General features: G+C 59.2%; 20 protein-coding genes, 1 tRNA gene and 1 pseudogene. 8 read left to right on the top strand and 14 right to left on the bottom strand.

The window, feature by feature from the left end; genetic code table 11:
- The first annotated feature begins 2 nt into the window (after positions 1-2).
- Positions 3-953 carry an alpha-E domain-containing protein gene (locus ALTER154_RS00450; RefSeq protein WP_160084806.1) on the top strand — a complete coding sequence of 317 codons (951 nt, stop codon included), beginning with the start codon at positions 3-5 and terminating at the stop codon, positions 951-953.
- Positions 950-1,747, top strand: coding sequence for a transglutaminase family protein (locus ALTER154_RS00445; RefSeq protein ID WP_160084805.1), 798 nt, complete (start codon positions 950-952; stop codon positions 1,745-1,747). Before ALTER154_RS00450 ends, ALTER154_RS00445 begins: the two co-directional genes overlap by 4 nt.
- A 618-nt stretch (positions 1,748-2,365) precedes the next feature.
- On the opposite strand, the gene ALTER154_RS00440 is transcribed toward ALTER154_RS00445, so the two are convergent.
- Positions 2,366-3,178, bottom strand: coding sequence for a cytochrome c (locus ALTER154_RS00440; protein ID WP_178126319.1), 813 nt, complete (start codon positions 3,176-3,178; stop codon positions 2,366-2,368).
- The gene (locus tag ALTER154_RS00435) at positions 3,175-3,534 is read right to left on the bottom strand and encodes a rhodanese-like domain-containing protein (protein ID WP_160084804.1); all 360 of its coding nucleotides are present in this window, start codon (positions 3,532-3,534) and stop codon (positions 3,175-3,177) included. Before ALTER154_RS00435 ends, ALTER154_RS00440 begins: the two co-directional genes overlap by 4 nt.
- Before the next feature lie 674 nt (positions 3,535-4,208).
- Here ALTER154_RS00435 and ALTER154_RS00430 point away from each other — a divergent pair.
- The 3 genes from ALTER154_RS00430 to ALTER154_RS00420 all read left to right on the top strand — a co-directional run bounded on the left by ALTER154_RS00430 (position 4,209) and on the right by ALTER154_RS00420 (position 8,091).
- On the top strand, positions 4,209-5,414 hold the full coding sequence (locus ALTER154_RS00430) for an acetyl-CoA C-acetyltransferase (RefSeq protein WP_160084803.1): 1,206 nt from the start codon (positions 4,209-4,211) through the stop codon (positions 5,412-5,414).
- 16 nt (positions 5,415-5,430) lie between these two features.
- Positions 5,431-7,575: a 3-hydroxyacyl-CoA dehydrogenase NAD-binding domain-containing protein gene (locus ALTER154_RS00425; protein ID WP_160084802.1), complete on the top strand. Its 2,145-nt coding sequence runs from the start codon at positions 5,431-5,433 to the stop codon at positions 7,573-7,575.
- A gap of 114 nt (positions 7,576-7,689) precedes the next feature.
- Entirely contained in the window at positions 7,690-8,091 is a 402-nt protein-coding gene (locus ALTER154_RS00420) for a lysozyme inhibitor LprI family protein (RefSeq protein ID WP_160084801.1), read from the top strand.
- Positions 8,092-8,094: 3 nt separating this feature from the next.
- Here the strand turns inward: ALTER154_RS00420 and ptrC are convergent, their stop codons facing one another.
- Together ptrC and ALTER154_RS20935 are read right to left on the bottom strand one after the other, a co-directional pair.
- Positions 8,095-8,292: a type III secretion system co-regulatory protein PtrC gene (ptrC, locus tag ALTER154_RS00415; protein WP_160084800.1), complete on the bottom strand. Its 198-nt coding sequence runs from the start codon at positions 8,290-8,292 to the stop codon at positions 8,095-8,097.
- 26 nt (positions 8,293-8,318) lie between these two features.
- Positions 8,319-8,453: a hypothetical protein gene (locus ALTER154_RS20935; RefSeq protein ID WP_256665350.1), complete on the bottom strand. Its 135-nt coding sequence runs from the start codon at positions 8,451-8,453 to the stop codon at positions 8,319-8,321.
- Positions 8,454-8,674: 221 nt separating this feature from the next.
- Between ALTER154_RS20935 and ALTER154_RS00410 the strand changes: the two genes are divergently transcribed.
- Entirely contained in the window at positions 8,675-9,403 is a 729-nt protein-coding gene (locus ALTER154_RS00410) for an amidotransferase (protein ID WP_090247794.1), read from the top strand.
- 117 nt (positions 9,404-9,520) lie between these two features.
- Here ALTER154_RS00410 and ALTER154_RS00405 read toward each other — a convergent pair whose 3' ends face one another.
- The 6 genes and pseudogenes from ALTER154_RS00405 to ALTER154_RS00385 form a co-directional block, all read right to left on the bottom strand.
- On the bottom strand, positions 9,521-10,492 hold the full coding sequence (locus ALTER154_RS00405) for a magnesium and cobalt transport protein CorA (protein WP_090247792.1): 972 nt from the start codon (positions 10,490-10,492) through the stop codon (positions 9,521-9,523).
- A 132-nt stretch (positions 10,493-10,624) separates the two neighbouring features.
- The gene (locus ALTER154_RS00400) at positions 10,625-11,350 is read right to left on the bottom strand and encodes a 1-acylglycerol-3-phosphate O-acyltransferase (RefSeq protein WP_090247790.1); all 726 of its coding nucleotides are present in this window, start codon (positions 11,348-11,350) and stop codon (positions 10,625-10,627) included.
- Between the two features lie 12 nt (positions 11,351-11,362).
- Entirely contained in the window at positions 11,363-11,665 is a 303-nt protein-coding gene (locus ALTER154_RS00395) for a hypothetical protein (RefSeq protein WP_160084799.1), read from the bottom strand.
- A gap of 92 nt (positions 11,666-11,757) precedes the next feature.
- Positions 11,758-12,585: a methyl-accepting chemotaxis protein gene (locus ALTER154_RS21150; protein ID WP_372239939.1), complete on the bottom strand. Its 828-nt coding sequence runs from the start codon at positions 12,583-12,585 to the stop codon at positions 11,758-11,760.
- A gap of 30 nt (positions 12,586-12,615) precedes the next feature.
- Positions 12,616-13,641, bottom strand: a pseudogene (locus tag ALTER154_RS21145) (cache domain-containing protein); the annotation flags it as partial.
- A 171-nt stretch (positions 13,642-13,812) separates the two neighbouring features.
- Positions 13,813-14,502 carry a crotonase/enoyl-CoA hydratase family protein gene (locus tag ALTER154_RS00385; RefSeq protein WP_160084797.1) on the bottom strand — a complete coding sequence of 230 codons (690 nt, stop codon included), beginning with the start codon at positions 14,500-14,502 and terminating at the stop codon, positions 13,813-13,815.
- A 171-nt stretch (positions 14,503-14,673) separates the two neighbouring features.
- On the opposite strand from ALTER154_RS00385, the gene ALTER154_RS00380 reads away from it, so the two are divergent.
- Complete coding sequence (locus ALTER154_RS00380; RefSeq protein ID WP_160084796.1) at positions 14,674-14,916, top strand: hypothetical protein; 243 nt, start codon at positions 14,674-14,676, stop codon at positions 14,914-14,916.
- A gap of 92 nt (positions 14,917-15,008) precedes the next feature.
- Positions 15,009-15,098, top strand: a tRNA-Ser gene (locus tag ALTER154_RS00375).
- Between the two features lie 94 nt (positions 15,099-15,192).
- Here the strand turns inward: ALTER154_RS00375 and ALTER154_RS00370 are convergent.
- From ALTER154_RS00370 to ALTER154_RS00355, 4 genes are read right to left on the bottom strand one after another with little or no spacing between them, the layout of a single operon-like run.
- A complete protein-coding gene (locus ALTER154_RS00370; protein ID WP_090247780.1) occupies positions 15,193-15,456 on the bottom strand; it encodes a Txe/YoeB family addiction module toxin in 264 nt (87 codons plus the stop codon).
- Positions 15,453-15,695: a type II toxin-antitoxin system Phd/YefM family antitoxin gene (locus tag ALTER154_RS00365; RefSeq protein WP_090247778.1), complete on the bottom strand. Its 243-nt coding sequence runs from the start codon at positions 15,693-15,695 to the stop codon at positions 15,453-15,455. The genes ALTER154_RS00370 and ALTER154_RS00365 overlap by 4 nt, the downstream gene beginning before the upstream one ends.
- 60 nt (positions 15,696-15,755) lie before the next feature.
- The gene (locus tag ALTER154_RS00360; RefSeq protein ID WP_160084795.1) at positions 15,756-16,742 is read right to left on the bottom strand and encodes a tyrosine-type recombinase/integrase; all 987 of its coding nucleotides are present in this window, start codon (positions 16,740-16,742) and stop codon (positions 15,756-15,758) included.
- Positions 16,742-18,022, bottom strand: coding sequence for a hypothetical protein (locus ALTER154_RS00355; RefSeq protein ID WP_160084794.1), 1,281 nt, complete (start codon positions 18,020-18,022; stop codon positions 16,742-16,744). The genes ALTER154_RS00360 and ALTER154_RS00355 overlap by 1 nt, the downstream gene beginning before the upstream one ends.
- Between the last annotated feature and the right edge of the window lie 72 nt (positions 18,023-18,094).

Here is an 18,094-nt window from a genome sequence, read left to right as displayed (position 1 = left end):
CCATGCTTTCAAGAACTGCCTCTGATCTGTACTGGATGTCGCGCTACCTGGAGCGCGCGGAAAACCTCGCGCGCATGCTTGAAGTCAGCTACTCGCTGTCGCTGATGCCGCAGGACGGCCGCGGTGATGGCCTGGAAGAACTGGCCCTGCCGCTGCTGATTACCGGCACCCTCGACGATTACCTGGAGCGCCACGGCCCGCTGCACGCCGAGCGCATGCTGCACTTCTTCGCCCTCGATGCGACCAATCCGGCGAGCATCTACTGCTGCCTGCAGGCCGCGCGCAGCAACGCCCACGCCGTGCGCGGGCGGATCACCGCCGACATGTGGGAAAACATCAACGCCACCTGGCTGGAAATCCACGGCATCGCGCAGCAAGGCCTGAGCCGCTACGGCATCAGCCGTTTCTGCGAATGGGTCAAGGAGCGCTCGCACCTGTTCCGTGGTGCCACCTTCGGCACCATCATGCGCGGCGACCCGTACCGCTTTATCCGCCTGGGCACCTTTATCGAGCGCGCCGACAACACCCTGCGCCTGCTCGATGCGCGCTATGAAATGCTCGGCGAAGACATCGACGAAGTCGACGGCCGACCGGCACGTAGCTACTACCAGTGGACCGCGCTGCTGCGTGCGCTGTCCTCGTTCGAGGCCTTTGCCGAGATCTATCGTGGCTCGCCCGGTACGCGCAAAGTCTCCGAACTGCTGTTACTGCGCGCCGACGTGCCGCGCTCGCTGCGCGCCTGCATGGACGAACTGAGCCTGATGCTCGCTAGCCTGCCTGGCGACAACGGCCGCCCGGCCCAGCGCCTGGCCGCCGAACTGGAAGCGCGGCTGCGCTATACCAGCATCGAAGAAGTACTCGACGAGGGCCTGCACGCCTGGCTCACCGATTTCATCCTGCTGGTCCGCCAGCTAGGCCAAGCCATCCAAAGTTCCTACCTGGAGGTCGCATGAGACTGTCTATCAGCCACGACACTGCCTATCACTATGAAGACCAGGTGCGCACCAGCATCCAGTACCTGCGCATGACGCCGCACGACAGCGAGCGTCAGCAGGTACTCAGCTGGCAGTTGACCCTGCCGCGCCCGGTGCGCGCCCAGCTCGACCCCTACGGCAATATCCTGCATGTGCTGACCATGGATGAGCCGCACGAATCCATCGTTATCGGCGCCCGTGGCCAGGTGGAAATCGACGAAGCGCGAGAGGCCGAGCACGAAAGTCAGTCGGCGCTGCCGTTTCTGCGCTTTACCCGCCTGACCGAAGCCGACGAAGCCCTGCGCGAGTTTGCCAAACTGCAAAGCCGCAGCCGCCCGGACCGCAGCGGTCTGATCGACCTGATGCATGCGTTGAATGCGCATATCCGTTACCAGCCGGGCAGCACCGCTGTGGAAACCAGCGCCAGTGAAGCCTTCGCCGGCGGCAAGGGCGTTTGCCAGGATCACGCTCACGCCTTCCTGGCCTGCGCGCGCAGCCTGGGCGTTCCAGCGCGTTATGTGTCGGGCTATCTGTTTACCGACAGCGAAGACCACCTGGCCAGCCATGCTTGGGCCGAGGCCTGGCTGGACGACGCCTGGTACAGCTTTGATGTGACCAACTGCCTGGCCAAACCGGAGCGGCATTTGAAGTTGGCGGTTGGTCTGGACTATCTGGATGCCTGCCCGGTACGCGGTATGCGTCGGGGTGGCGGTATTGAGCAGATGCATGCGCAGGTGGAGGTTGCACCGCTGGTGCGGGTGCAACAGCAGTAGGCTCTTAAAGCCCCTCTGCCCGCTTGCGGGAGAGGGGTTGGGGAGAGGGGTTTATGGCGTACGACACCGCCCTCGAATGAAGCCTGCTTCGTGGGGTAGATTAGTGGCGCTAATCCGAGATTGATGGTTCTGCTCGGAGCTTGAGCGCCACCTAACCCACCAAGCGTTTGTCGGCTCTAATTTTGGTTTCGCCCCTTACGGGCGAGTCCCTTTTGGCAATTGCCCCAAAAGGAACCAAAAGGTCTAGCCCCGACATCCGGCCCTGCCTGCGGCAGGGTTCGTTCACGCCATCATTGCTCCGAGGGTCGGCGTACAAGGGCCGTCCCTGGCCCTTTACACCTTTCGCCGCATCCATGCGGCTCACCCCTCTACACAACGATTCTGTTCACCCTCCTGAAGGGGCGTTTGGCGTCGTCTGCACGTTTTGTGTGGATTGACTAAAAGCCAAAGCAGATGCCTGCCACCAAGACGATTTGATGAGTATCACGTTGCTCAACCTGCGCGGCCCGACCCATCCTACGAACTGGCGGGCTCTGCGAAACCTGTAGCAGCGGCGGGAACGCCTAGTTATCGGCCGTGATGTTTTTGTATTCACCTCGATTTGCGGCAAGCCCGTTCCTACAAAGGCTGCACTTTGCGCCCCGCCATGTGCCATAAATACTCAACCAACACCCCCAGTTCCTTGTCACTCAATACCTCAACCGCAAACCCCGGCATCTTCCCCTGCGGCCAGCGCCGCAAACTTTGTGGATCGCGGATATAGCGGGTTAGAAAGTCGCCACTGAAATACTCCGTCGGGTTATGCGGAATATTCAGATCGGGGCCGAATTGTGAGTCGCCTGCGCCATTCAGGCGATGACAGGCCATGCAGTTCTTCTGGTATTGGGCAAAACCGGCCTGCACCGCTGGGCTGGCTTCGGCGGCGGGCAGTAGCTGCGGGAAGCGCTGCGCTACCGGGGCCAGTTTACGGATGGTGGCCAGCTGGAAGGGCCATTGCTCGGGGCCGATCTGGCTGGCTGCGGGGTTTTGCCAGACCAGGTAGAACGGCCCGGCGCTGGGTTTGCCGTTGCCCAGGGCGGGCCAGGGTTGGGCTGGATCTTCGATGGCTAGCCAGGCTTTGCTGCCAGCTTGGCTGAGCGCGGGGGCGGCGGAGAGTTCGGCGGCAAAGCCGTCGCTGGCGACCAGTTGCAGGTGGTCGCCCGGCTGCACGCCTTCCAGCAGCGCGGCCAACGGCACGGCGCGGTAGCGCATGCTGCGTTTGTAGCTGACGTCGTCGCTGATCTCGACGTTTTGCGCCTGCGTGTGGGCGAGCAGTTGCGCGCTGCTCAGGCGCTGGCTGCCGTTGCCCAGCTCCAGGGTCAGTTCGGCGGCGTGCAGGTGGGTGAAGGGTAGGAGGGCGAACAGGGCGATACCAAGAGCGCGTTTGTTCAATCCTGCGACTCCAGGGCGAGTTTCAGTTCGTCATAGCCGCCCGCGTTGATCAGGTTGCTATAGCCCATGGCGCGCAGGCTTTCTTCGGCGATGCTGGAGCGACGGCCGCTGCGGCAATACAGCACGATGGGCGTGTCCTTGTCCGGGGCGATGGCGCTGATGCGGCTGGCGATCTGTTCGTGTTCGATCTGCTCTGCCCCGGGCAGTGCGCCAGCGGCGAATTCTTCGGCGGTGCGGACATCGATCAGCACGCTTTCCGGTGATTGCAGGGCGACAACGGCGGCGCTGAGTTCGGCTTCGCCGGCCAGCAGAGGCAGGCTGACCAGCAGGCCGAGGGTGGCAAATAGTGTGCGCATGATGTGCTCCTTGGGTTGATTGAAATCACCCTAGCACAGGCGCTGCTTTGCACGTGTTTGTTGAGTTAGCGCTGCCGCTGCCGGCTCACTCCACGGTGGCAGGCAGGGCAGGAAGTCAGGGGGTTAACTGACCAAGCGGGTCAGGTTGGGAAGAATCAGAATGACGGTGGTGGCAAACACGATCATGCCTGCCTGACGCATTTTCACTAGATTGAACATGGCGGTTGGCCTTGTTGTTTTTTGCGGGTGGTCGTCGCTGTCCTGCGTAATGTGCGGATGCGACGCCACGCCTCGTGTTGATCATTCAAGCCGTCCCGGCAAAACCCGGCGACGACGCCTACAACAGCCGACCTGCGCTCTATTTGCCGGTGGCTTGATTCAACTGTAGGGGCGTGCAGCACCTGGCTATAGACGCCTTGATTACTAAGGTGCGTGGGCTAGTTGCCAGCGGTTATGACGCGCGGCCTGCAACAGGCAAGCGGACCTTGAGCTAGACGCGCTTGTGGGCCTTCGTCCAGTGATTGACCGTTTGTCTGAGCTGAGCGGTCAATAGGCCTGAGCACTTCGGTCATTGAGACTACTTCGGCTCGGCGTATGGTAGGCCCACTCAACAAAAACAGGCGCGGGCCTCACCTGCGCCATCAGCCACCCTCCATTGGAGGTCTGAGGACGCCATGACCGAAGCATATATTTTCGATGCCGTGCGCACGCCCCGCGGCAAGGGCAAGAAGGACGGCGCGCTGTACAGCGTCAAGCCTGTCGACCTGATCGCCGGCCTGCTCAAGGCGCTGCAAGCGCGCAATAACCTGGACACCAGCCAGGTCGATGACATCGTGCTCGGCTGCGTAACGCCGGTGGGTGATCAGGGCGCGGATATCGCCAAAACGGCAGCCATGGTCGCCGATTGGGATGTCAGCGTGTCGGGCGTGCAACTCAACCGTTTCTGCGCCTCGGGCCTGGAAGCGGTGAACCTCGGCGCGATGAAGGTGCGTTCCGGTTTCGAGGACCTGGTAGTGGTTGGCGGCGTCGAGTCGATGTCGCGCATTCCCATGGGCTCCGATGGCGGCGCCTGGGTGATGGATCCGGCGACCAATATGCACACCCACTTCACTCCGCAGGGTATCGGCGCCGATCTGATCGCCACCCTGGAAGGTTTTAGCCGCACCGACGTCGACAGCTTTGCCCTGCGCTCGCAGCAAAAGGCCGCCCGCGCCAGCAAGGACGGTTCGTTCAGCAAATCTATGGTTCCGGTGGCCGATCAGAACGGTATCGTTCTGCTCGATCACGACGAATTTATCCGTGGCGAATCCACCCTCGAAGGCCTGGGCAAGCTCAAGCCAAGCTTCGAGATGATGGGCCAGATGGGCTTCGACAGCACCGCGCTGCGGGTTTACAGCCATGTTGAGCAGATCAACCACGTGCATACCCCGGGCAACAGCTCCGGCATCGTCGATGGCTCTGCCCTGATGTTGATCGGCTCCGAGGCCAAAGGTAAAGAACTGGGCTTGAAGCCGCGTGCACGCATCGTCGCCACTGCTGTGACCAGCACCGACCCGACCATCATGCTCACCGGCCCGGCGCCGGCCACCCGCAAGGCGCTGGCCAAGGCCGGGTTGAACGTCAACGACATCGACCTGTTTGAGGTCAACGAGGCGTTTGCCTCGGTGGTGATGAAATTTATGAAGGACATGGGCGTCAGCGAGGACAAGGTCAATGTCAACGGCGGCTCCATTGCCATGGGGCACCCGCTGGGTGCAACCGGTTGCGCCATTCTTGGCACCCTGATTGACGAGCTGGAGAAGCGCCAACTGCGCTACGGCCTGGCCACCCTCTGTGTGGGCGGCGGTATGGGCATTGCCACGATTATTGAAAGAGTTTGAGGCGGAGATAAGAAAAATGACTGACGCCATCCGTTACGAAAAAGGCCAGGACAATATCGTCGTTCTGACCATGGACATGCCCGGCCAGAGCGCCAATACCATGAACGCGGTGTACCGCGAAGCCATGGGCAAGATTGTTGACCGCCTGGAGGCCGAGAAGGATTCCATTGCCGGGGTCATCCTCACCTCAGCGAAGAAAACCTTCTTCGCCGGCGGCGACCTCAATGAGCTGATCAAGGTCACCAAGGCCGATGCGCCTGCCTTCTACCAGATGATCCTCAATATCAAGGGCCAACTGCGCAGTCTGGAGTGCCTCGGCAAGCCGGTGGTTGCTGCCATCAATGGCGCGGCCCTGGGCGGCGGCTGGGAAATTGCCCTGGCCTGCCATCACCGTATCGCCCTGAACAACTCCAGCATCCAGCTCGGTTTGCCGGAAGTGACCCTCGGGCTGCTGCCGGGCGGCGGCGGGGTGGTGCGCATGGTGCGTATCCTCGGCTTGGAAAAAGCCCTGCCGTATCTGGCTGAAGGCAAGAAAGTGCGTCCCGATGCGGCGCTCAAGGCCGGCCTAATTCATGAACTGGCCAGCGATAGCGATGACCTGCTGACCAAGGCTCGCGCCTTTATTGCCGCCAACCCGACCGCTGTGCAGCCGTGGGACGTGAAAGGCTACAAGATTCCCGGCGGCACGCCGTCCAGCCCGAATGTGGCGCAAATGCTGGCCATCGCGCCAAGCGTGCTGCGTGACAAGACCAAGGGCTGCTTCCCTGCGCCGGAGAAGATCATGTGCGCCGCCGTTGAGGGCGCGCAGGTTGATTTCGACACCGCGCAGATCATCGAAGCACGCTACTTCACCGAGCTGACCACCGGCCAGGTGGCGAAGAACATGATCGGCACCTTCTGGTTCCAGCTCAATGAAATCAACGCCGGCGGCTCACGTCCGCAAGGCTTTGAGCCCTATGTGACCAAGAAGGTCGGTGTGCTCGGAGCAGGCATGATGGGCGCCGGTATTGCCTATGTATCCGCGGTCGCCGGTATCGACGTAGTGCTCAAGGACATCTCCATCGAGGCCGCTGAGAAGGGCAAGGACTACTCGGCCAAGCTGCTGGAGAAGAAAGTTGGCCGTGGCCAGATGAGCGCTGAGAAGCGCGATGGCATTCTGGCGCGGATCAAACCCACCGTCAGTGACGCTGACTTCGAAGGCTGCGACCTGATCATCGAAGCCGTGTTTGAGGATCGTGACCTCAAGGCCAACGTCACCGCAGCTGCTGAGCGCGCGGCGCTGGCTGACGCGGTGATTGCCTCCAACACCTCAACCCTGCCGATTACCGGCTTGGCCACGGCGGTGCAGAAGCAGGATAAGTTTATCGGCCTGCATTTCTTCAGCCCGGTGGACAAAATGCCGCTGGTGGAAATCATCAAGGGCGAGCACACCAGCGACGAAACCCTGGCGCGCGGCTTCGACTACGTCATGCAGATCAAGAAGACCCCGATCGTGGTCAACGACAGCCGTGGCTTCTTCACCTCACGGGTGTTTGGCACCTTCACCAACGAAGGCTTGGCCATGTTGGGCGAGGGCGTGAGCGCGGCGATGATCGAGAACGAAGCGCGCAAAGCCGGGATGCCGGTCGGCCCACTGGCGATCAGCGACGAAGTGTCGATGAGCCTGATGAACCATATCCGTCAGCAGACCATCAAGGACCTCGCAGCCGAAGGCAAGCAGATTCCCGAGCACCCGGCATTTGCCGTGATCGACATGATGCTCAATGAATACAAACGTCCGGGCAAAGCAGCGGGTGCGGGCTTCTACGATTACCCTGCAGGCGGCAAGAAACACCTGTGGCCAGAACTCAAGGCGCGTTTCGAGAAGCGCGATGCGCAGATCTCGCAGATCGACGTGCGTGATCGCATCCTGTTTATCCAGGCCATCGAAACCGTGCGCTGCGTTGAAGAGGGTGTGCTCAAGTCGGTTGCTGACGCCAACATTGGTTCGATCTTCGGCATCGGTTTTGCGGCCTGGACCGGTGGGGCGTTGCAGTTTATTAACCAGTACGGGGTGAAGGATTTCGTCGCCCGTGCCAAGTACCTGGCTGAGCAGTATGGCGAGCGCTTCCTACCGCCGGCGTTGCTGCTGGAGAAGGCGGCGAAGAACCAGAGCTTCTAAATCCGTCGTGTTAAAGCAGATGTACTGAAAACCGGCTCCCTGTGAGCCGGTTTTTTTATGGGCATGACACTAGACTGCTGCAACAGCCACGCAGGTGTGGCGCAAGGAGGTGTTATGAAAATCGGGATAAGCAGTGCGCTGGCAATCAGCCTGGGGTTATTGGCCGCGCCGGTGTGGGCGGATGACTGCGCCAATGCCATGGATCAACTCACTCTCAACCAGTGCGCGGCGGCGGACTACGCCGCACAGGACAAACGCCTGAATCAGCTCTACGGCGATTATCGCAAGCGTCTGGATGATGGGCAGAAGCAGCAACTCAAAGACGTCCAGCTGGCCTGGATCAAATTCCGCGACCTGGCCTGCGCGTTTGAGTCGGCGTCGGTAGAGGGCGGCTCGGCCTATCCGATGGTGCTTAACGGCTGCCTGACGCAAAAGACCGCCGCGCGGGTCAAGGAGCTGGAGCAGCTGGCCGTCTGTGAAGAAGGCGACCTCAGCTGCCCGATGCCAGTGCAATAACTGTCAGCAGGCCTGGCGGCCGCAAACGAGCTGCTGGATAGCCTGACGCTCGCTCAGGTGAGTGGGCATGCGCAGGGTGGTTAAGGTGCCGTCGCTAAGCTGGATAGCCAGCTCGGACTCGAAGTGGATGCCGCTGTCGTCAACAGTGGCATAGGTCACGCCATAGACGTTCTGGTTGCTCAGCGATTGGGCGATGCTCATGGCGTTCTCCTGATTGCGGGGCGCAGTTATCTAGCGGCGTTCTGGTCCGCCTTGAGTTGTGCGGCTTGCACTTTCTCGGCTTGGCGCTGGTTGCTCGCACTGTGGTTGCTGTTGAAGGCGGAAGCGGCAAGCAGGCTGGCGATAGCGGAAAAACTGGTCATGCTGGTGTCCTCTGGTGGAGTGGGCGCACTGCCCGATGGCAAGATCATCTGCGCGTGCCGCTATCGACAGAAGTGAATGGTGCTTATGGTGACTATCGAGGGCGCTGATGGGACCCGGGTAATTGGTCGGGTTTGCCCCGTGGCTATTGCCTTGCAGCCTGTCAGCAGGCACGCTTGCGCGCTGGAAAAACAACCCTCCTGCGCCCTAGGTAACCGCCCATATGCCGCTGCAGATCTGCATCCTGGAAACCGATGTTCTTCGCCCTGAATTGGTCGACCAATACGACAGTTATGGCCGTATGTTCGAGCAGTTGTTCGCCCGTCAGCCGATTGCTGCCGAGTTCAAGGTGTACAACGTGATGGAGGGGCATTACCCGCCGGACAGCGAGCGCTACGATGCCTATCTGGTGACGGGCAGCAAGGCAGACTCCTTCGGCAGCGATGCCTGGATCCAGACGCTTAAAACCTACCTGCTGGAGCGCTACAACCGGGGCGACAAGCTGCTCGGCGTGTGTTTCGGCCATCAGCTGCTGGCGCTGTTGCTGGGCGGCAAGGCTGAGCGGGCGGTGCAGGGCTGGGGTGTGGGCATTCATCAGTACCGTATGGCGAACAAACCAACCTGGATGAGCCCTGATCTGGAAGACCTGACTCTGCTGATCAGCCATCAAGACCAAGTGACCCAACTACCGGAAAAAGCTACGTTGCTGGCCAGCAGCGAGTTCTGCCCGATTGCCTCCTACTGCATCGGTGATCAGGTGCTGTGCTTCCAGGGCCACCCCGAGTTTGTGCATGACTATTCGCGCGCGTTGCTCGATCTGCGTCAGCAGCACATTGGTGAGCCGACCTACTCCAAGGGCGTCGACAGTCTGCAGCGCGATCATCAGGGCCACACCGTGGCTGAATGGATGATGCGCTTTGTCGCCCAGGGCCGTGCCGGTTTGGCCGAATAAGCGACGTTTGTGTAAAAAAGCCCGGTCAGTGACCGGGCTTTTTTTATGGCGTGTCATCCATAACCGCTACCGTGCGGGCCGCCGTTGCGCACCGTTAAAAATCCTTCCAGACGATGATTACAGCCAGCCGGAGCGTTTGAAGCTGATGAAGAGCCCAGCACAACCGGTGGTGATCAGTCCGAGCACTCCGAAGTAGCCGTAGTGCCAGGTCAGTTCCGGCATGTTTTGGAAGTTCATCCCGTAGATTCCGGCTACAGCCGTTGGGAAGGCCAGAATCGCGGCCCAGGCGGCGAACTTGCGCTGGGTCACGCTTTGCCGAGAGGACTCCAGCAGCAAGCCAATTTCGATGGCGTGATCAGCCATTTCGCGCAGGGCGGTTAGGTCTTCCAGCAGGCGGTTGACGTGAATCGCCACGTCGCGAAAGTAGGGCCGCATGTTCTTGTCGATAAACGGAAACTCTAGGCGCTGCAACTCCTGGCAGATTTCTGCTAGCGGCCCGATGTAGCGACGCAGGCGGAGCAGATCACGGCGCAAACCCTGAATGCGCTCGACATCGGCCTGGCTCAGCGGGTTTTTCAGCACGTGCTGCTCCACCTCCTCAAGCTCGCTGTGGTAGCTGTCCATCAGCGGGCGGTAGTTCTCGATCACGAAGCTGAGCAGGGCGTAGAGCACGAAGTCTTCGCCGTGTTCGAGCAGCAGCGGGCGCGCCTCGCAGCGTTGGCGCACCTGCGAGTAGGGCGCGGACTCGCCGTAACGGGCGCTGATGATGTAACCGCTGCCGGCAAACAGCTGGGTTTCGACAAAAGTCAGTTCGTCGTTGACCCGGATGGGCGAGTAGAGCACCAGAAACAGCGCATCGCCGAAGGTTTCCAGCTTGGGCCGGGTGTGCCGCTGCAGGGCGTCTTCCAGCGCCAGTTCATGCAGGTCGAATTGCTGCTGCAGGCTGGTCAGCTCTTCGGAGCAGGGGTCATGCAGGCCAATCCAGACGAAGTGCCCCGGTTTTTTCGACCATGGTTTACCTTCGTCGAGGCTGATAGTGGTGACTTTTTTGCCCTTGCTGTACACGGCGGCAGCCACAACGCGACCCATAAAATCTCTCTTATTGGTGGTGAACTCAGCACGCAGCTTAGCGGCTTAGTCGCTGCCAGTGGACGATGTGAAGTACTGCCAGCAAGAAAAAGCCCAGCACTTGGCTGGGCTATGTAGGCGCAGCGAGCAGTCTCAGGCGCGTTGGCTGAGTTGCTGATCCATGGCGTCGATGCACTGTTGCATCTGCGTGCGGCAGGTGTCGATCAGCTGTGGCAGATCATCCTGCGTCAGGCCTGCCGTAGGAATGGCAGGCAGTGAGCGGATCATGATTTCGCCGCTGTTCCAGCGGTTGAGGTGCAGGTGGTTAACGTAGGTACTGACGCACACCGGGATAATCGGTACACCAGCGGCAATGGCCATCTGAAACGCGCCTTTCTTGAATGGCAGTAGCCCTTTGCCCAAGTTGCGGGTGCCTTCGGCGAACACCCAGATCGAGGTGTCTTTGTGCTTGAGCGTCTCAGTGGTGGTGAGCATGGCCTGCTTGGCGCGCACGGCATTACCGCGATCGAGCAAGACATTGCCCGCCAGCCAGTACAGTTGACCGAAGAATGGCACCCACTTCAGGCTCTTTTTGCCGATGCTTACGGTGCGTTTGGGCACCACGCGGCCGAGCACGTACAGGTCATAGTTGGACTGGTGGTTGGCGACGATCACGCAGGAACGCTGATGGTCGAGCAGTGGCTGTACATCGGTCTTCAACTTCCAGCGTAATAGCCACTGCGCCGGGATGCTGTACAGGCGTGCGCACAAGCGGCTGTTATCTGGATTAAACGGGCGGCAGATGCCAAGCAGCAGGCCTAGGATGCCGGCGAGGATAAAGTGCACGCCCATCGCCAGCATGCGCAGAAGAAAAAGCATTTGGTACGCCCGTCATAGGAAAAAGGCGCGCAGTGTACGGGCGTGCACTGCTTTCGGCAATTGATGCTGATCAGAGGTCGTTACCGCTTGTTGCGCCATTGTTAGAGCCGCTGCCAGGGTCAACCGAGCGTAATATTGATACGTGTATAGCCCATGTGACCCGTGTTCACTGGAGAGGGTAGGGCTTTCAACCAACCTGTTCAGCCCACTGCTGGCAAAGATGCCTTCGCTGCGCATCTGCTGCAGCTTCCAGAGAATCGATAGGCGATCATTGATATACACATCAATACGTTTCGCCTGGGCGATGCTAAGCAAGGCCAGGCACAGGAGCCACGCGACGAGTATGCCTAATCGCTTTTTCGATTGGCGCTGGCAGCACGCGAAGGTGCCGCCCGATGTCGGGAAACTCAGACCTTGAAACGCCCGAGCAGATGGTCCTGCTGGCCGACCTGTTCGACCATCACGGCGCACTGACGCACCTGTTCTTCAGCGCCGGCGGCCACTTCATGGCTGATGTCGCGAATGTTGGTAGTGTTGCGGTTGATTTCCTCGGTGGTGGCGCTCTGCTGTTCAGCAGCGGTGGCGATTTGCAGGTTCATGTCGTTGATCCGGGTGATCGCATCGCTAATGCGCCCAAGCATGTCGTTGGCCGCGCCGGCCTCTTCGGCGGTTTTGCTGGCAGTGTCGCGGCTCTGCTGCATGCGCGATTCGGCCTGTTTCACCCCGGATTGCAGCTGGTCGATCATCTGGCGGATTTCCTGGGTCGACTGCTGGGTCCGTGAGGCCAGTGAGCGGACTTCATCAGCCACCACGGCAAAGCCACGGCCGGATTCACCGGCGCGTGCCGCTTCGATAGCGGCGTTAAGGGCAAGCAGGTTGGTCTGGTCGGCAATGCTGGTAATCACCGACAGGATCGATTCGATGTTGTGGCTAAGCTTGGCCAATTCGTTAATCGCATGGCTGGTCTCGTCCATTTCATCGGCCAGGTGTTTGATCGCCTCGGTAGAGCGCGACACCACGCGTACGCCATTTTCAGTCTCCTCGTTGGCCGCCAGCGCGGCTTGTGCCGCAGCCTGTGCATTACGCGCCACTTCTTCGGCGGTGGAGGCCATTTCCTGCATGGCGGTGGCCAGCTGATCAAGCTCCTGCAGTTGTTGCTGCAAGCGATTGGCCGCCTGGTTGGCTTCGCTGGAGGTCAGTGTGGTGCTTTCACGCACCTGCCTGGAACTGCCCATCACCTCGCTGATCAAGCTCTGCAGGCTTTGCAGGAAGCTGTTGAACTCCTTGGAGACCAGGGCAATTTCATCGTTGCCGGTGGCGGGCAGGCGACGAGTCAGGTCGCCTTCACCGCTGTTTACCTCATGCAGAGAGTTGTGCAGATGGTCGAGGGGCTTGAGCAGGTTGTTCATCAGCACACCCAGCACGATCAGGCTGATGATCACCCCCAGCATGGTGCCTATCACCGCGCGCCAGCTCAGGGCATTGGCTTCGGCCATGACGATGCCCTTGTCCAGCACCACGCCGATATACCAGTCCATTCCCTTGAGGTTGGGCAGCGGGGTGAAGGACACCAGCAGATCCTTGTCGCCGCCACTGGTTTCCTGCAGCTCCTTGTTCAGCGCAGGGCTCTGGCCGTCGAATAGTTCGCTGTAGCTTTTGCCGTTCAGCTCGGTGTTGGGGTGGGAAATGATGTTGCCGTTGCGCGTGAGCAGAAAGGCGTAGCCGGCGCCGTTGAAATCCAGGGTGTTGACGGCATCCGCCACAGTTTTCAAGCGGATATCACCGCCCATTACCCCTAGAAATTCGCCGGCATTGGTGATGCGCGTAACGGCAGAAATCAGGATTTCACCCGTAGTGGAATCCACATAGGGTTCGGTCAGTACGGCTTGTATGCCGTCTTTACCCGTCGCGTACCAGGGCCGTTGACGACCATCCCATTCAGGGGCGGGCTTCCATTCATCGCTGTTCTTGATCGGCTTGCCATCGCTTTGCAGGGCACCAAAGACCAGGATGAATTCGTTCTTCAGCATTGGTGTGTTGACGATGCGCTGGGTTTCTTCGGGGCTGTAGTTGCTGTCGATGCTCTGCGCCATCAGGTCCATCAGCTTGAGCTTGGCGTTGAGCCAGTTCTCGATCTGCCTGGCGAGTGCGTTACTTGATTCTGCGATGCTGGCTGCCACCTGACTCTGGAGGGTGGCGCGAACCTGGGTGACTTGCGCCAGCGACAGCAGGCTGGTGGTGAGGAACAACACGATGGCCGCGGCCAGACCAACCTTGTGGGCAATCTTCATAACACGCTCCCGGCGGCAATTTCGAATCGATTGGTGAGTGCCTCTGCTCCTTGGCCATACTTATTAAAAGTAATACAGCCTGGACAGATTGCTTGCCGGTTTGCCACTGTTTAGCCATTAAATGCAAAAAGCCCGGCGCAAAGGCCGGGCTCCTGGTGCTGCATGATGCGTTTACACCATGTGCTGTTTGTCCAGCTCGACAGCTTGGTCGAGGGCTTCGAGCAGCGCCTTGCGCACTTTCAGCTTGGTGTTCTTATGCGCCGTCATGTTGATTTTCTTCATCTGCTGGGCAACTGCCAGCGCCGTGGCGTGCAGCTGTTCGGCTGGCACCACTTTGTCGAGGAAGCCAGCATCCACAGCGCTTTGCGGGTCAAACATCTCGCCATTGATCACCGAGCGGTGGAAGGCTGATTTGCGCAGGCGGTCACGGGCCAGCTCGATGCCAGCGTGGTGCATGGTCATGCCGATCTGCACTTCGTTGAGACCGATGCTGAACGCGCCTTCAACGCCGATACGGTAGTCGGACGAGAGCAAAATAAAGGCACCCTTGGCGACCGCATGACCTGGGCAGGCAACGATGATCGGGAAGGGGTGAGCAAGCATGCGGCGCGCCAGCGTGGAGCCGGACGCCACTAGGTTGATGGCATTTTGCGGGCCGGAAGTCATCACTTTGAGGTCGTAGCCGCCCGACAGAATGCCCGGCTGGCCGGTGATGATAACGATGGCCTTGTCCTGCACGGCGCGATCCAGAGCCGCATTGAAAGCAGTGATCACGTCCGGGGAGATGGCATTTACCTTGCCATTACACAGGGTCAGGGTGGCAATGCCATCGTCGAGTTGGTAGCTGATCAGGTCGCTCATGGTCGGGTTCCTTGTGCTGAAGTGCAGCAGACGTTACTCATCCGCACTGGCCAGGTAAAGCACGATGGCTGACTGGCTGGTCAGTGAGCGCGGCTGCTTCAGCTATGACCTTGATCAAGATCGGTAATTGGTCGGCTGTGCGGATGCACCGCTACCGTCGACACTTTATTCATGAGCGATGACGCTATGCGTGGTTTAACCCTCTCTTTCAGGTCCTGGCGCGTTGCATTGGCCTTGCTGCTATTGCTCGGGCTGCTCTGGCTGGCCACCGAACCGCGCAGCCAAAACCCTGTCGGCGTGCTGGGCTTGTTTGCTTTCAGCCTGTTTGTCTCGCTTAGCTTTATTCTGTTCGGCCAACACCGATTTGAACCCAATCCCGCTAAGTCCTCCCCCGAGGACCAGCATTTGGCATAAGCACATGAATCTTTTGAAAAAAGATTTTGCCTTTGGCTGGCTGTTCGGCTACATTTGCGCGCCTCGACAGACAGCAATGTGTGTCTAGACCCGGTGAAGTGTCCGAGCGGTTGAAGGAGCACGCCTGGAAAGTGTGTATACGAGAAATCGTATCGTGGGTTCGAATCCCACCTTCACCGCCAGATTGATACAGCTAAAGCCCTGATAACTCACGAGTTGTCGGGGCTTTTTGCTTTCTGGCGTTCGGTGGTGTCGATGAAGTGTCGAAAGGCTGGTTTACTCGTAGTGCGACCAGAGGCGCAGAACCTTCACCACTTGTTCATCCTGCAGCACCATGTAAACCAGACGGTGCTGAATGTTGATGCGGCGTGAGTAAGCCCCGGCGAGATCCCCGACCAACTTTTCATAGGGGGGAGGGTTCTGAAACGGGTTTTCCTGTACGACCGCCAGCAGGGCTTTAGCCTTGTCCTTTAAGCCAGCCGCTGCCAATTTTTGTGCATCTTTCTGAGCTTGCTTTGTGTAGACGAGCTGCCAATTCACCAATCCAGATCCTTAGCACATTCCTCGACCGGTTCAGCCATGCCTTCCTTGATGGACTCGCGCATGCCAGGAACTGACAGCAGATACAGAGTCTCTTGAATCGCTTCCCAGTCTTCTGCAGACACCAGAACAGAGTTGGTGCGCTTGCCTGAAATCAGGATCGGTTGGTGCGATTCGGCGGATTGATCCATGAGCCGGTATAGGTTTGTCCGTGCTTCGCTTGCGGTTAGGGTTTGCATGGGGCCTGGCCTCCTATGTCGTTATGGCTAGCGTACGCCAAAACGTACGTTTTGTTAACGTCATTTGTCGGCCAGCGGGTTGAGCGATAAAGCATCCTGCAGGTGATCGGGTGACAGGTGCGCGTAGCGCATGGTCATTGTCAGGCTGGAATGGCCCAGGATCTTCTGCAGGGTCAGGATGTTGCCGCCACGCATGACAAAGTGACTGGCGAAGGTGTGCCGCAGTACGTGGGTGGCTTGGCCTTCTGGCAGCTTGATCGAGGTGGTTTCCAGTACCCGGCTAAAGGTCACCATGCAGTTACTGAACAGGCCGTTTTGCTTGAAGTAGGTCTGTAGCTGCTTTTCCAGGGCTTCGCTGATGGGGATAGTCCTTGTGCGGCGTGACTTGGTATTGGCGAAGGTCACGGCGCCATTTTTCACCCGTTCAGGCGTTAGGGCCTGAGCTTCACCCCAGCGCGCACCCGTTGCCAGACATACGCGAGCTACAAGGCCAATTCCCGGCGTGGTGTCGCGTGCATCCAAGGCGGCCAGCACTTCGTTGATTTGAGGCACGGACAGGAAGGAGAGGGGCCTTTCCTGCAGGCGAAGGGGCCGGACGTTAATCAGCGGGTTGGGGTAGTCGATTTCACCCAGGCGATGCAGTTCATTGAATACGGCCTTGAGGTAGCCGAGGCGGTTATTCAGGGTTTTGCCTTTCACGCCGCTATCAAACTGTATACGCCGGGTTTCGCAGTAGGCGTTGCCGGTAAAGGTTACGGCAACTGGGTCGCCCAGATCCTTGGACAACTTGGCGAGGATCTGCTTTAGCCGTGCAGCATCCGCCAGGGTGTGGCCGTGCAGGTCATAGTAACGGTCGCACAACTCAGACAGCCGGCGTTTGTCCTTGGGCTTGGGTGACCAACTGGGCGTTTCGATGCATTTGGTTCTGCAGGTCGCTTCAAACCGCTGGGCCTCGCCTTTGGTCTTGAAGGTTTTACGGAAGCGTTTGCCCTTGACGGGTTCTACATCGACCTTCCAACGACCGTCCGGTAGTTGTTCGATAGACATTAGACGGCACGCCCCCAACGTACGTTGCGTTCTTCAAGCAGGTTTTTGATGTGCTTGTATATGTCGTGCTCGCTCATTTCCTTGGCGGCATAGTGGTCGCGAATTACCGGCCAGCATTCCCAGGTTTGCAGCCGGTCAAACGCCTTTTTTGCGCCCACGCGTTCCCTTGCCAGCAGGCTGACGAAGTTACCCAGGAACAGTTCGACGTTTTTGCCCGAGAAGCCACGGGAGGTCTTGTAGTAGCGCTTGTATTCGGTGTCCTCAAGCAGGGAATCAACAGGTAGATCCACGCGCACATCCTCGCGAATGAGTGTCCAGATGGGGGAGAAGTAACCAGGGCGGTCGAGCAACTTGAATTGGCGCAGGCCATAGCGCCACAGGCCGTCCAGATGACCCGCAAACGCTGCAAACGAACTGGTGTCGATGGCTTCACCGGTTCTCACGTCGAGTGAGCCGCTAGCGAATTGTTGGATGATCGAGTGGTGATAGCGCAGTTCTACGCGCCATACGGCTTGGTCGGGGTTGTAGTTGTCGGGGTCTTTTTCGTCGAAGCTGTCACGACGCTTCCAGACGCTTTCCCAGTAGTCGAGCTTGTCAGTTGCGCGGGCTTGCTCGGTCTTGTTGTAGATACAGAGCTGAACGCCGTTGGCAGAGCCAAACATGGAGGTTTCGCCACGTCCGTAGGTGCTGGATTTGGTGGCCCAGTTGATTTCGTTGATGCCGGTTATGTCACGCTGCACGCGGGCTTTGCAGTGCATGCGGGCCACCAGATCGGCGGGAGGTGTCCAGCCCTGGAGGTCTAGCGCGAGGTGTACGGCGCATTGGTTGATTTCTACGTGAGTCAGTACCTGGGCGGCGTAAAAATCTAACCGTGCCTGAAGGCGCTCAGGCGACAGGCTGTCGATTGCATGGGGTGACACTTCGATTTTCAGGTGTGGGCCGATGGTGTCTAGCTTGGCGTTGAAGTTCTTCACCAACAGGATGATGCCCAGGTCAGCATTCTGCAGCTTGTACTGGTAACCCGAGTCACGGCCAACACGGCCTGAGTGCCAACGCTGGCCCGCAAAGTCGACCAGGGTGCCCGGATTTTCGAATAGGGCCATGATCTCGGGGCGGATCAGCCCTTTGTAGAGTTGGCGCACGGTGTCGACGCCACAGCGGAGCAGGCGCACGCCTGACAGGTCAGTGAGTGCAGCACTGGCCGCATCTATGAATAAACGACCTCGTTTGCATTCCAGGCCGGTCAGTCGATCAAGTCTTCTTTGGTCTTTTACGCTCATCTGTTTTTCCTTTATTGACCAATAATGGCCACTTTCATTCGGACTTATATGACGTGTTACAGGGACGTCAGC

Source organism: Pseudomonas sp. 9AZ, assembly GCF_902506525.1.
In the GTDB taxonomy this organism is placed as follows: Bacteria; Pseudomonadota; Gammaproteobacteria; order Pseudomonadales; family Pseudomonadaceae; genus Aquipseudomonas; species Aquipseudomonas peli.
The sequence above is the reverse complement of the archived record's forward strand: the minus strand, read 5'-3'. Positions and strand labels throughout refer to the sequence as shown.